The 13,195-nt window shown below is 58.4% G+C and carries 16 protein-coding genes; 12 read left to right on the top strand and 4 right to left on the bottom strand.

From position 1 onward, the window contains the following. The first annotated feature begins 17 nt into the window (after positions 1–17). On the top strand, positions 18–272 hold the full coding sequence (locus I9188_RS18570; protein ID WP_209507747.1) for a GlsB/YeaQ/YmgE family stress response membrane protein: 255 nt from the start codon (positions 18–20) through the stop codon (positions 270–272). A 40-nt stretch (positions 273–312) separates the two neighbouring features. Here I9188_RS18570 and I9188_RS18565 read toward each other — a convergent pair whose 3' ends face one another. Then, positions 313–1,152, bottom strand: a complete 840-nt coding sequence (locus tag I9188_RS18565) for a universal stress protein (RefSeq protein WP_209507749.1) — start codon at positions 1,150–1,152, stop codon at positions 313–315. Positions 1,153–1,353: 201 nt separating this feature from the next. On the opposite strand from I9188_RS18565, the gene ccoN reads away from it, so the two are divergent. The 4 genes from ccoN to ccoP are packed head-to-tail and all read left to right on the top strand — an operon-like array spanning position 1,354 to position 4,764. Continuing rightward, positions 1,354–2,961, top strand: a complete 1,608-nt coding sequence (ccoN, locus tag I9188_RS18560) for a cytochrome-c oxidase, cbb3-type subunit I (protein WP_209507752.1) — start codon at positions 1,354–1,356, stop codon at positions 2,959–2,961. Positions 2,962–2,977: 16 nt separating this feature from the next. After that, positions 2,978–3,706, top strand: a complete 729-nt coding sequence (gene ccoO, locus I9188_RS18555) for a cytochrome-c oxidase, cbb3-type subunit II (RefSeq protein WP_209507754.1) — start codon at positions 2,978–2,980, stop codon at positions 3,704–3,706. Positions 3,707–3,718: 12 nt separating this feature from the next. After that, on the top strand, positions 3,719–3,904 hold the full coding sequence (locus tag I9188_RS18550; protein WP_209507756.1) for a cbb3-type cytochrome c oxidase subunit 3: 186 nt from the start codon (positions 3,719–3,721) through the stop codon (positions 3,902–3,904). Then, positions 3,901–4,764: a cytochrome-c oxidase, cbb3-type subunit III gene (ccoP, locus tag I9188_RS18545; RefSeq protein ID WP_209507758.1), complete on the top strand. Its 864-nt coding sequence runs from the start codon at positions 3,901–3,903 to the stop codon at positions 4,762–4,764. The genes I9188_RS18550 and ccoP overlap by 4 nt, the downstream gene beginning before the upstream one ends. Before the next feature lie 152 nt (positions 4,765–4,916). On the opposite strand, the gene I9188_RS18540 is transcribed toward ccoP, so the two are convergent. Continuing rightward, entirely contained in the window at positions 4,917–5,075 is a 159-nt protein-coding gene (locus tag I9188_RS18540) for a hypothetical protein (protein WP_209507760.1), read from the bottom strand. 100 nt (positions 5,076–5,175) lie between these two features. On the opposite strand from I9188_RS18540, the gene I9188_RS18535 reads away from it, so the two are divergent. From I9188_RS18535 to nusG, 7 genes are all read left to right on the top strand, one after another. Further along, positions 5,176–6,051 (top strand): LysR family transcriptional regulator, encoded by an 876-nt coding sequence (locus I9188_RS18535; protein WP_209507762.1) that lies wholly within the window; start codon positions 5,176–5,178, stop codon positions 6,049–6,051. Positions 6,052–6,153: 102 nt separating this feature from the next. Beyond that, positions 6,154–7,581 carry a cytochrome c oxidase accessory protein CcoG gene (gene ccoG, locus I9188_RS18530; protein WP_209507764.1) on the top strand — a complete coding sequence of 476 codons (1,428 nt, stop codon included), beginning with the start codon at positions 6,154–6,156 and terminating at the stop codon, positions 7,579–7,581. A gap of 2 nt (positions 7,582–7,583) precedes the next feature. Then, positions 7,584–8,042, top strand: a complete 459-nt coding sequence (locus I9188_RS18525) for a FixH family protein (RefSeq protein WP_209507766.1) — start codon at positions 7,584–7,586, stop codon at positions 8,040–8,042. Positions 8,043–8,045: 3 nt separating this feature from the next. Continuing rightward, a complete protein-coding gene (locus tag I9188_RS18520; RefSeq protein ID WP_209507768.1) occupies positions 8,046–10,223 on the top strand; it encodes a heavy metal translocating P-type ATPase in 2,178 nt (725 codons plus the stop codon). 5 nt (positions 10,224–10,228) lie between these two features. Next, positions 10,229–10,387: a cbb3-type cytochrome oxidase assembly protein CcoS gene (ccoS, locus tag I9188_RS18515; RefSeq protein WP_209507770.1), complete on the top strand. Its 159-nt coding sequence runs from the start codon at positions 10,229–10,231 to the stop codon at positions 10,385–10,387. A gap of 99 nt (positions 10,388–10,486) precedes the next feature. Then, positions 10,487–10,684, top strand: coding sequence for a preprotein translocase subunit SecE (gene secE, locus I9188_RS18510; RefSeq protein WP_170427365.1), 198 nt, complete (start codon positions 10,487–10,489; stop codon positions 10,682–10,684). 195 nt (positions 10,685–10,879) lie between these two features. Continuing rightward, on the top strand, positions 10,880–11,413 hold the full coding sequence (nusG, locus tag I9188_RS18505) for a transcription termination/antitermination protein NusG (protein ID WP_209507773.1): 534 nt from the start codon (positions 10,880–10,882) through the stop codon (positions 11,411–11,413). 116 nt (positions 11,414–11,529) lie between these two features. Here nusG and I9188_RS18500 read toward each other — a convergent pair whose 3' ends face one another. Next, the gene (locus I9188_RS18500; RefSeq protein ID WP_209507775.1) at positions 11,530–12,294 is read right to left on the bottom strand and encodes a hypothetical protein; all 765 of its coding nucleotides are present in this window, start codon (positions 12,292–12,294) and stop codon (positions 11,530–11,532) included. Next, positions 12,291–13,151: a hypothetical protein gene (locus tag I9188_RS18495; RefSeq protein ID WP_209507777.1), complete on the bottom strand. Its 861-nt coding sequence runs from the start codon at positions 13,149–13,151 to the stop codon at positions 12,291–12,293. The genes I9188_RS18500 and I9188_RS18495 overlap by 4 nt, the downstream gene beginning before the upstream one ends. Positions 13,152–13,195 lie beyond the last annotated feature (44 nt).

The raw sequence follows: 13,195 nt of genomic DNA, 5'->3' as shown, positions 1-13,195 counted from the left end.
TAACATAGGAGTGTGGCATGGGGTTCAGCAGTCTGTTGGCAATGCTGTTCATTGGCGCAATCGCCGGATGGCTTTCGGGAAAGATCATGGAAGGCCGTGGGTTCGGCCTGATCGGCAACATCATCGTCGGCATCGTAGGCGCGTTCCTGTCGGGCATGATCTTTCCGGCGCTTGGTTTTTCCGTTGGAGGGGGCCTGCTGTCGTCGATCCTTTTCGCGACAATTGGCGCCGTGATCCTGTTGTTCCTGATCGGCCTCATCCGCCGGGGGTGAAAAAAGCCGCCAATCGAGGCGGCTTTTTAACTTGATTGGGTCAGTGCGCCAGGAACACCGGAACCGAGGATTGTTCCAGCATGTTCCGGGTCGCCCCGCCCAGAATGGCTTCGCGAAAGCGGGAATGACCATAAGCGCCCATCACGATCATGTCCGATTCGGTATCCGTCGCGTGGCGATTAAGGATATCCGAGACGCGGGTCATGGTCTTGCTGAGCACATCGATCTCGCATTTGACACCATGACGGGCCAACATCTGGGACAGCATCCCACCCGGGTCTGACCGGTCCGGCCCATGCTGTGGCGGGTCGATGACCACAATACGGACGATCTCGGCCTGTTTGAGGAAGGGCAGGGCCCGCCGGATGGCGCACATGGCCTCGACGCTTTCGTTCCAGGCGATCATGATGTTGCCCGGCGTTTTCAAGGGCGCGCCGTTGTCGGGAACTACAAGAACCGGGCAATGTCCTTCGAACATGGCCGCTTCGATAATGGGTTCGGCCTCGGCCCCGCGACCTTCACCATAAGGATGTGGCAGGATCACAAGGTCGGAAAACCGGGCCCGGTGCGCGACGTGGCGCCCGATATCAGCAATCTGTGCAACGCCGTGTTCGGAGGACCAGCGTACGCCGGATTTGCCGAGATAATCATTGGCAAAGTTCAGCAAATCCTGTGCCTCGGCATTGGCCCGGTTCAGCGTTTCCTGAACGATCAACGCATTGGCACCCGCATAATAATAACCTGTCTGACTGCGATCGACACCCAGACACAGGACTTCGGCATGGGCATCCTGAGACTCGGCCAGGGCCACAATCTGCGCCAGAGCAGCCTGTGCAGTCTGCGTTTCGGTCATGACTGTGAGAAGAGATTTATACGCCATTTTGACCTCATGTTTCGGGCAATTGGTCTCATGTGACCTGTTAGCCCTTTTCTACTACCATGCGTGTCATAGAAAACGCTGGGCTGTCTTGATACAGATCAAAGCAATGAGGGTGGCCGTGCTTCAGAACGGCAGCCAGTCAAATGGGCTTCGCGCGTCACAAGAATCAAAAACGCGCGGAGCATGGCAAAGGGACGCAATATGTCGAATTACATCAAGCTGATCGTGCTTGGTCTGATCGCGCTGTTTGCAGCGATCGGAACCAATTATGCACGCGATTTGGCGTATCAGGTACATGCGCTGCTGGTGATGCTCATCGCCGGTGGCCTGTTCATCTGGACGCTTCGAAACACTGACGAGCCAGATATTCAGATCGACCGCTCGGGCGAATACATGGATGGCGTGATCCGCTATGGCGTGATCGCAACCGCCTTTTGGGGCGTGATCGGGTTCCTTGCAGGGACCTTTATCGCGTTTCAGCTGGCGTTTCCGGTGCTGAACTTCGAATGGGCGCAGGGTTATCTGAACTTTGGTCGTCTGCGTCCGTTGCACACCTCGGCGGTCATTTTTGCCTTTGGCGGCAACGCATTGATCGCAACCTCGTTCTACGTGGTTCAGCGTACCAGCGCGGCGCGGCTTTGGGGCGGTAACCTCGCGTGGTTCGTGTTCTGGGGCTATCAGCTGTTCATCGTGCTGGCCGCAACCGGCTATGTGCTGGGCGGAACGCAGTCCAAGGAATATGCCGAACCTGAATGGTATGTCGATCTGTGGCTGACCATTGTCTGGGTCGCCTATCTGGCTGTCTACTTGGGTACCATCATCAAGCGGAAAGAACCCCACATCTATGTGGCCAACTGGTTCTATCTGGCCTTTATCGTCACCGTCGCCATGCTGCATCTGGTCAACAACATGACCATCCCGGTCAGCATCTGGGGTTCGAAATCGGTCATCGTCTGGTCAGGCGTGCAGGATGCCATGATCCAGTGGTGGTATGGCCACAACGCTGTGGGCTTCTTCCTGACCGCGGGTTTCCTGGGCATGATGTACTATTTCATCCCGAAACAGGCCGAACGTCCGGTGTTTTCCTACAAGCTGTCGATCATCCACTTCTGGGCGCTGATCTTCCTGTATATCTGGGCCGGTCCACACCATCTGCATTATACCGCGCTGCCTGACTGGGCGTCGACGCTGGGCATGGTGTTCTCGGTGATCCTGTGGATGCCGTCCTGGGGTGGTATGATCAACGGTCTGATGACCCTGTCGGGGGCTTGGGACAAGCTGCGCACCGATCCGATCATCCGCATGATGGTCATCTCGGTCGGCTTCTACGGCATGTCCACCTTTGAAGGTCCGATGATGTCGATCCGTGCTGTGAACAGTCTCAGCCACTACACCGACTGGACCATTGGTCACGTGCATTCTGGCGCGCTGGGCTGGAACGGCATGATCACCTTTGGTGCACTGTACTTCCTGGTGCCTGTCCTCTGGAAACGCGAGCGTCTGTACTCTCTGCAAATGGTCAGCTGGCACTTCTGGCTCGCCACGATCGGCATCGTGCTTTACGCCGCGTCGATGTGGGTCACCGGTATCATGGAAGGCCTGATGTGGCGTGAAGTGGATGCCAACGGCTTCCTGGTGAACTCGTTCGCTGACACCGTGGCCGCCAAGTTCCCGATGTACGTGGTGCGTGCGCTGGGTGGCGTGATGTTCGTCGCTGGTGCGCTGATCATGTGCTACAACCTGTGGATGACTGTGCGGAAAGCGCCGGCCAAAGAGGCCAGCCTGACCGTCGCGGTCCCGGCTGAATAGAGGGAGGGCCGGAGCAATGGCAATTCTCGACAAACATAAGATCCTCGAGACCAACGCGACCCTCCTGCTGATCTTCAGCTTTCTGGTCGTGACCATCGGTGGCCTGGTGCAGATCACCCCGCTGTTCTATCTTGAGAACACCATCGAGAAGGTGGAGGGCATGCGCCCTTACACCCCTCTCGAAATGGCAGGGCGTGAGATCTACATCCGCGAAGGCTGCTATGTCTGCCACAGCCAGATGATCCGCCCGATGCGGGACGAGGTCGAGCGTTACGGTCACTACTCGCTGGCGGCTGAATCGATGTATGACCACCCGTTCCAGTGGGGATCAAAGCGTACCGGACCTGATCTGGCGCGTGTCGGTGGCCGCTATTCTGATCAGTGGCAAATGGACCACCTGCGCGACCCTCAGTCTGTGGTGCCTGAATCGGTGATGCCGAAATACGGCTTCCTCGAACATCGCAAGATCGACGGCAAGTATATCGGTGACATCATGGCGACCAATGCGGTTGTCGGCACCCCATATACCGAGGAGATGCTGGAAAACGCGGTTGCCGATTTCAGCGCGCAGGCCGATCCTGACAGTGACTACGACGGTCTGCTGGAGCGGTACGGTGACAAGGTCAACGTGCGCAACTTCGATGGTCAGCCTGAACTGACCGAAGCCGATGCGCTGATCGCCTATCTGCAGATGCTGGGTACGCTGGTCGATTTCTCGACCTTTACCCCGGATGCAAGCCGTTAACAGGAGGGTGTGATGGAAGAATACACACTGCTTCGACAGTTCGCGGATAGCTGGATGCTGCTTGTGTTGTTTGCCTTCTTCGTTGGCATCGTGATCTGGGTTTTCCGCCCCGGTGCCAGCAAGGAATACAAGGACACCGCCAACATCCCCTTCCGGCATCAAGACAAACCCGCCACACCCAAGGAGGCGCGGCAATGAGCAAGACACCTGATAAACAGCCGGGCGATCCGAACACAACCGGGCACAGCTGGGACGGGATCGAGGAATTCGACAATCCCATGCCGCGCTGGTGGCTATGGACTTTCTACGCCACCATCTTCTGGGGCGTGATCTACACGATCATGTTTCCGGCCTGGCCCCTGGTCCATGGCGCGACAGCCGGTGTGCTGGGATGGTCAACCCGTGAAAACGTACAGCAGGACATGGTTGCCTTCGAAGAGGCAAACGCGCCTTGGAACGCCAAGCTGGTGGAAACTTCGCTGGAAGACATCGCCAAGGATGCAGAGCTTCAGCAATATGCCGTGAACTCGGGCGGTGCGGTGTTCCGGACCTGGTGCGCACAATGCCATGGTTCGGGTGCGCAGGGTGCGCCGGGTTTCCCGAATCTGCTGGATGATGCCTGGCTGTGGGGCGGAACGCTGGACGATATCGTCTACACCGTCAGCTACGGTGTGCGGAACGAAGAAAGCGACGATGCGCGCTATTCCGAGATGCCGGCATTTGGCGAAATCCTCGAACACGACGAAATCACGCAGGTGGTTCAGTACGTCATGTCGCTGAGCAATGCCCAGACCGACGATGCGGCGGCGCAGGCAGGTAAAGTTGTCTTCGAAGACAACTGTGCGGCCTGCCACGGCGAGGATGGCACAGGCGATATCTTCCAGGGTGCGCCGAATTTGACTGACGCGATCTGGCTTTACGGTGGCAGCGAAGAAGCGCTGACGGAAACCGTAACTTACAGCCGCTTTGGTGTCATGCCGAACTGGGATACCCGCCTGACCGAGGCGCAGATTCGCGCCGTATCTGCCTATGTCCACCAGTTGGGCGGCGGTCAGTAAGATCTAAAGAACACCTTCGGGCGGTTCGCCGCCCGATGGCTGGGGCACCGGCTGTTCCATCTGTTCGCGCGTTTCCTGAACAGCCGGTGCTTTTTTCCCACAATAAGGCCACTTAAACCTGTGGTCCAGATTCAGGTTTACTGTTCCCTGGGTCAAAAGTTTTTCGGATCCACCTCGCGCGGGTTTTTCATCCACCAATGACCTTCCGGCAGCCAACGGCGTTTTCGGGGACCCGGCTTTGGCGCATCGCGAATATGCGGCGCATTGATCCGGGTTGCGGTCATGAAAGATCTGGCAAAAACGGTCAGCATGGTTGGTCTCCTCTGCAAGGGTATCTCTGCAATAAAGATTGACCTTTGAGGTGCTGAATGCGACTCAAATACCATTCCATAGTGTAAGTCAGGGTTACATATGAACTGGTTGTCGCTTCCCCCGTTGGCCGCGCTGAGGGCGTTTGCGGCATTTGCTGAAAAGCGCAACGTCGTCGAAGCTGGGGCTGCGTTAAACGTAAGCCATGCGGCAATTAGCCAGCAGTTGCGTGTACTTGAGAAACATCTGGGTGCTGCCTTGCTGGATCGAACGGGCAAGGCCCTGACCCTGACCGCCGATGGCGAACACCTGGCCCGAGCCCTGCAACTGGGGTTTGGCGCGATCGAGGCGGCAGTGGGAGATTTGGCGCGGTCTGGTCAGGATCGCCCGGTCCACGTGTCGCTGACATCCTCTTTTGCGGCCTCTTGGCTGATGCCGCGTCTACCGGCTTTTCGCGAAACCCACCCCGAGGTGAACCTGATCCTCGACCCCACTGCGGAACTTGTCGAACTGCGGCCGGGTGGGATCGACATTGCCATTCGGTACGGCCCCGGCGGTTGGACCGGTGTGCAATCAGAAATGCTGTTGCAGTCGCCCGTGGTCATCGTCGCTGCCCCGAAACTGCTGGGGGAAAAGACGTCTTGGACCCCGACCGAACTGGCCCAGCTGCCCTGGCTTGAAGAAATCGGCACCACCGAGGCGACGACCTGGCTGGCCGAACATGGTGCTGGTCCCGAACGCGGTGCGGGGCGCACCGAGTTGCCGGGAAACCTGGTACTGGACGGTCTGCGGGCCGGGCAGGGGGTCACTGTCACAGTGCGACATTTCGTCGAGCCGGACATCAAGGCCGGTCGCATCGTTGAGCTTTATGCAGAGCCGGATACGCGCGGTTACCATATTGTGACGCCAAATTCGGCACTTAGACCCGCAGTCAGGACATTTGTGACGTGGTTGAGGCGTCAGGCTCGGGAAATGTGATAAAAGGTGTCTGTACGATGCGCGTTTTGACCCATGTCAAAGTTGCTATGCGCGTGATCTGGAAGAACACACACTCAGAAGAGCCAGTACCGGAGCCAGCCTGTGAGCGATTCCAACCCCACCCCCAGCCTATACGCCGCACGAGAACCGATCTTTCCAAGACGCGTTTCCGGGCCATTCCGGAACCTGAAATGGATCATCCTCATCGTGACACTGGGCATTTACTATGTAACGCCCTGGATCAGATGGGATCGCGGCCCCAGCCTGCCGGATCAGGCCGTCCTGCTGGATTTGGCAAACCGACGCTTCTATTTCTTCTGGATCGAAATCTGGCCGCACGAGTTCTATTTCGTGGCGGGCCTGCTGATCATGGCGGGGCTGGGTCTGTTCCTGTTCACATCTGCGCTGGGGCGGGTCTGGTGCGGGTATGCCTGCCCGCAAACGGTCTGGACAGACCTTTTCATTCTGGTCGAGCGCTGGATCGAAGGCGACAGGAACGCCCGTTTGCGCCTGCATCGTCAGGAAAAGCTGGATTTCCGCAAGGCACGGCTCCGGGTGACGAAATGGGTGACCTGGTTCCTGATCGGTCTGGCCACCGGCGGCGCCTGGGTGTTTTATTTTGCGGATGCGCCGACGCTGCTCCGCGATCTTGTGACGGGTAACGCGCATCCCATCGCTTACACGACGATGCTGGTTCTGACTGGCACGACCTTCTTCTTCGGCGGGTTCGCCCGCGAACAGATTTGTATCTACGCGTGCCCTTGGCCGCGCATTCAGGCCGCGATGATGGATGAAGACACGCTGGTCGTGGGATACCGCGAATGGCGCGGTGAGCCGCGCGGCAAAGGCAAGCGGACAGCCGATTCCGAGTTGGGGGATTGTATCGACTGCATGGCCTGCGTGAATGTCTGCCCTGTCGGAATCGATATCCGCGATGGTCAGCAGCTTGAATGTATTACCTGTGCCCTGTGTATCGACGCGTGTGATGACATGATGGCCAAGATCGGCAAACCACGCGGGCTGATCGACTATATGGCGCTCAGCGACGAGCCGCGCGAACGCGCAGGCCAGCCGCCCAAGAATATCTGGAAGCATATCTTCCGGCCCCGTACGATCCTGTACACCTCGTTGTGGTCACTGGTGGGGTTTGCGCTGCTGTTTGCCCTGTTCATCCGCTCTGACATCGATCTGACCGTAGCGCCCGTGCGCAACCCGACCTTTGTCACCCTGTCGGATGGCACCATTCGAAACACCTATGACGTCAGGCTGCGCAACAAGCACGGCGAGGACCGCCTGTTCACCCTGTCACTGGCCGGTGATCCGGCGATGCGCCTGGAAATCGAAGGCACCAATCTTCACACTGTGAATGTTCCGGCGGATACGGCACAATTGACCCGTGTATATATCGTGGCATCCCGTGACAGCGGTCCGGCGGCAGCAGAAGCGACACCAGTGCGGATCTGGGTCGAAGACCTCAGCAGCGGCGAACGCGCTTACAAAGACACCACGTTCAACGGACGGGGGAACTGATCATGGCCGAACGTAAATTCACAGGAAAGCACGCTCTGGCGGTGTTTGTCGGTGCCTTTGGCGTGATCATCGCGGTGAACCTCGTGCTGGCTTACAATGCGGTGAAAACGTTTCCCGGGCTGGAGGTAAAGAATTCCTACGTTGCCAGCCAGGAGTTCAACGATCGCCTGAAAGAGCAGCAGGCATTGGGCTGGACGGTTCGGGCAGAAACCAAAGGTGGCCTTCTGATCCTGCATATTACGGACGCGACCGGTGCACCGGTTCAGGTCAGCGAATTGCAGGCGGTGGTTGGCCGCGCAACCCATGTGCGGGACGATTTTGCACCGGATTTCACCTTTGACGGCGCGGCCTATGCCACGCCTGCCACGCTGGGCAAGGGCAACTGGAACATCCGGTTGGTCGCGCGTGACGGCAGTGGTGCCGAGTTTTCGCAGCGCGTTCCGCTGTACGTGAAAGGGTAGCCGATGACGGCGCAGCTTTCATCCGGTACGGCGGCCTGTCCGGGGTGTCTGGCAACCCCGGCAGAGCCCGCGCGCCCGATTCCGGACGATGTGCAGATCGCCTTGTCGCTGCCGGGCATCCACTGCTCGGCCTGTATCGCGACGGTCGAACGTGAACTGAACGCCCATCCCGGTGTCGAAGACGCGCGCGTCAACCTGACTTTGAAACGGGCGATGATCAAAGCCGCGCCGGATACCCGCGCGGCCGATCTGATCCCGGTGCTTGAACGGGCAGGTTTCGAAGCGCACGAGCTTGACCCCGGCGCTTTGTCAGCAACACAGGCGGACAAGGCGGGACGTGACCTGCTGATGCGACTGGCCGTCGCCGGGTTTGCATCCATGAACGTGATGCTGTTGTCGGTGTCGGTTTGGTCCGGTGCAACAGACGCGACGCGCGACATGTTCCACTGGATTTCCGCTGCAATCGCGCTGCCTGCCATTGCCTTCTCGGCTCAACCGTTCTTTGCCAACGCCTGGAGCGCCCTGCGGGTGCGGCGGCTGAACATGGATGTGCCGATCACGCTGGCGATCCTGCTGGCGCTGGTCACATCCCTGTGGGAGACCGCGCTGAGCGGAGAGCACGCCTATTTCGATGCCGCGCTGACCCTGACATTCTTCCTGCTGGCGGGCCGGTATCTGGACTACCGCACCCGCGCCGCAGCCCGATCCGCCGCAGAAGAGCTTACCGCTCTGGAAGTGCCGCGCGCGATCCGCATCGTGGACGGGGTGGAGGCCGAAGTTGCGGTGGCCGATCTGAAGGTCGGTGATCTGATCCTTGTGCGCCCCGGTGGCCGAATGCCGGTGGACGGTCAGATCGTGTCTGGTCAGTCCGAACTGGACCGCTCGCTGTTGACGGGGGAAACCTTGCCGGTATTTGCCGAAGCCGGCCAGCTGGTCAGCGCGGGCGAGGTCAACCTGACAGGTCCGCTGACCCTGCGCGCCACAGCAGTGGGTCAGGATACGTCGCTGCACCGGATGGCGGATCTGGTGGCCATCGCAGAATCGGGGCGGTCCCGCTATACCTCGCTGGCCGACAAGGCCGCCAAGCTTTATGCGCCCGGTGTCCACATCCTTTCGGCGCTCAGCTTTGTGGGGTGGTACATCTATTCGGGCGATTTGCGCACCGCTCTGAACATTGCCGCGGCGGTTCTGATCATCACCTGTCCCTGCGCCTTGGGTCTGGCTGTTCCGGCAGTGACCACCGCTGCCTCGGGCCGGTTGTTCCGCAAGGGTATGCTGATCAAGCACGCAACCGCGCTCGAACGGTTGTCCGAGACCGACACCGTGGTGTTCGACAAGACGGGCACGCTGACCTCGGGTGCGCCGGAACTGGTCAATCTTGGCGATCACACCCGCGCACAGGTCGAGGTTGCGCTGGCCCTGGCCGAGGCCTCTGCGCATCCCTTGTCGGTATCATTGGCCAAAGCCGCGCGAGAGGCCGGGATCAAACCTGCAAATGTTCGGGACATAACCGAAGTGCCGGGATACGGCACCGAAGGGGAATACCGCGGTCAACCTGTTCGTTTGGGCCGGGCCGCATGGGTTGGCGCACAGCAGGGCGCGGAAACGTCCGCCTGGCTTGCAATTGGCGACGATGCGCCCCTAGCATTCCGTTTCTCGGACGCGCTGCGTCCGGGCGCGGACGAGGCGGTAAAAGCGTTGCGCGCGTCGGGCAAGCACGTGCTGCTGATTTCAGGGGATTCGAAGGGTGCCGTGCGCGCATTGGCCGAGAAGCTGGGAATAACGGATTGGGTCGCCGAGGCTTTGCCGCAGGACAAGGCACAGCGCATTCAGGACCTCAGGGATCAGGGCCGCAAAGTTCTGATGGTGGGGGATGGCCTGAACGACACGGCTGCTTTGGCGGCGGCGCATGTGTCTATCTCTCCGGCCTCGGCGCTGGATGCGGCGCGGGTTGCCTCCGACATCGTTCTTCTGGGCAATGACCTTCTGCCCATTGCGGATGCCTGTGATACGGCCATCAAGGCCACCCGTCGCATCCGCGAGAACTTCCAGATCGCAACCGTTTACAACGTGATTGCCGTTCCGCTGGCCGTGATCGGACTGGCGACACCGCTGATCGCGGCCTTGGCGATGTCGACCTCGTCGATTACCGTATCGCTGAATGCATTGCGGCTGAGGTAACCCTGATGGAAGTGCTTGCCTATCTGATCCCGATTTCCCTGTTTCTGGGGGGCGTTGGTCTGGTCGCCTTTATCTATACCGTTCGTTCCAATCAGTACGAAGACCCCGATGGCGACGCGCGCCGCATCCTGAGTGACGAGTGGGACGACAAACCCAAACCCTGACCAATCGCCCTATACGCATAGAGTTCATCCAAGCGCCCTTGAAATTGCCGCAATGCCCGGCTATGTCCGGCCCATCCGCAAGCAGAGAGAACACGCCAAATGGCCACCACCAACCCGATCCAGTTCATTCAGCAAGTCCGTGCCGAAGTTTCCAAGGTCGTCTGGCCGACCCGGCGCGAAGTGCTGTTGACCACGGTCATGGTCTTCATCATGGCGGCGCTGACAGCTGTGTTTTTTGCTTTGGTCGATCTGGGTATCCGGGGCGGCCTTCAGCTGATTCTGGGCGCTTTCGGCTAAGCCGGTTCAGGCGGGGGCAATTACGACTGCCCCTTGCACCTCGCGCGATGTCAGAGTAGGTGACACATATTCGGAATGGGCGTGTGGCGATTCGGGTCACGCGCCGCTTTTTATTCCGGATGACGTGATAGGATTTAAATGACGGGTGTGTCCGCAAGATGTGATACCCCGAAGACAAACAAGGACGACAGGTTCATGGCGAAACGGTGGTACTCGGTCAGCGTTCTTTCGAATTTCGAAAAAAAGATCGCAGAGCAGATCCGCACGTCGGTGGCTGAACAGGGCCTTGAGAACGATATCGACGAAGTTCTGGTGCCCACCGAAGAGGTGATCGAAGTGCGTCGGGGCAAGAAGGTAACCACCGAACGCCGCTTTATGCCGGGTTACGTGCTGGTACATATGGAAATGTCGGATCAAGGCTATCACCTGATCAACTCGATCAACCGCGTCACTGGCTTCCTGGGCCCACAGGGCCGCCCGATGCCGATGCGCGACGCCGAGGTGAACCAGATCCTCAACCGTGTTCAGGAAGGCGAAGAAGCGCCCAAGCTGATGATCACCTTCGAGATCGGCGAGAAGGTCAAGGTCAACGACGGACCGTTCGAGGATTTCGACGGCATGGTCGAAGGCGTGGACGACGAGGCGCAGAAGCTGAAAGTATCAGTCTCGATCTTTGGCCGGGAAACCCCGGTCGAGTTGGACTTCACGCAGGTTACCAAGCAAAGCTAAGCGCGCTTCCAGAGAAATTCGAAACGCCGCGATGTCAAAGCATCGCGGCGTTTTTTTTTGACGATCGGTTTATCAATCAGCACCAAATAGCGATCCAGCCACACGGCCAGTCGTTATTACGGCCGACCCGGAATAAGATCTTGTTCTTGAAGCACTGTCAGAATGTCGAGGATTGTCGAAGGACTGACGTCAACAGAGCCTTCAAGGAAAACGCCAACACCACCTTCTCCGATCTCGCGCGGGCCGCCTTTGTCGTAAGCTGGGTCAAGTGACGCAAGCTCTGCCGGGAGTTCCGGGCACAACGGAGTGTCGTTCAGTGCAAGATCCACCGCAGCCAACATCAACTCCTTCACAGAGTCTAAAGTGTCGTCTTCCAGCAGTTGCTCTCGCTGTTCTTCGGGGGCCGTAAGAGTAAGATCAATAAGCTTGAAATAGGCGCAGTTGTCCCGCACTTCGACGGTCGCTTCGGTGGACAAGCTGGCCAGGATCGCTCTTTTTTCTTCACCGCGTTGAAAGTTCCGTTCGCCGGTGCGGCTGCATTCGAAGATCGTGACGGTTACATCACCATCCAGATCAATTGCTTGGTCTTCGGCTTTAAAGCTCAAATCATCTAGTCGGACTTGCAGGCCACAATTGTCGACGATCGCATTGTCAGCCAACCTCTCTGGCACAATCTTCTGGATTTCGCGCAGATCGAGAAGAGCACCAACTCCTATCCGAGTGGGCGCCGCAGCGGTCAGGTTCAGATCAAGTGTATACGGCAGTTCGGTATCGCGAACAGGTAGTGTCGCGTCGATGACAAAGTCTACCTGTTGCGCGTCGGGTGCGCGAGCGGTCAGAACCGCTGCCATAAGGGCGGGAAGAATAAACCAAAGTCTCATTCAGCAAACTCCAACACGCCAAGGTCTTTCAGTCCTGCAAGAACCTTCACTATCGTCTCAGCGCTTACATCGGCCGAACCGACAACAGCAGCGCCTAATCCTCCTGGCGCGATTTCGCGCGTTCCGCCAGATTCGTAATTTGGATCAAGAACAGAGAACTCTTCTGGCAATGGCGGACAAACTGGATTGGCCGCTAAAAACTCGCCGCCCTTTTCAAGTACAGCTTCGTTAATACGGTTGGTCAGCCCAAAAAGATTGGTGACAGCTCCGATAAACCCACGGGGTCTGAGGTCAGCGCTTTCGATACTGAACGTAAGGCATTGGCCTTTAACCTCTGCCTTGGCGACAGCAGTTGCATCCACCGTGGCCCCGAAATACCGAAAGCCGGGTTCTTCATTTCGTTTACACCGCGTAAACTGGGCGCGGGCTGAGCCTTCTACTTTAACGGTTTCACCTATTGCAGTGACATCTCGGATCTCGAGGTAAATCTGGCGTTTACAGCTTTCTTCCAAGGGGCCAGTCAGTATCTGAGGCGCCTTCTCCTGCAATCCGCGCAAATCCATGAACGCTCGCAATCGCAGGCGGGTTGGGCTGGATTCCTCTAGACCGCCGTAGACGGTGAAGGGAACGGGAATATTGCGCAGAGGTACTTCTTTGGTCAATTTGACTTGAAAGCGACCGGCATAGGTGGCGGGATCAATTCCTGCCGCATTGCGTGAAGAAGCGTTTTGGGATGCTTCGGCTTGGGCAGATGCCTCGGGCACCGCACCTTGATCTTGGGCTTTGCTGCCGCATCCAGGCAACATAGCGATAAGAACGCTGACCAGCAGCCCTTTGTTTAGTCGAGATGATGCCATCCCAGACCGCCCCTTCTGCAACCAAGTTGCTCTAAGATACCCGC

The organism is Ruegeria sp. HKCCSA071 (assembly GCF_017872555.1).
Taxonomy (GTDB): Bacteria; Pseudomonadota; Alphaproteobacteria; order Rhodobacterales; family Rhodobacteraceae; genus Ruegeria.
Note: the sequence above shows the minus strand (reverse complement) of the source record. Positions and strands in the feature narration are given on the sequence as shown.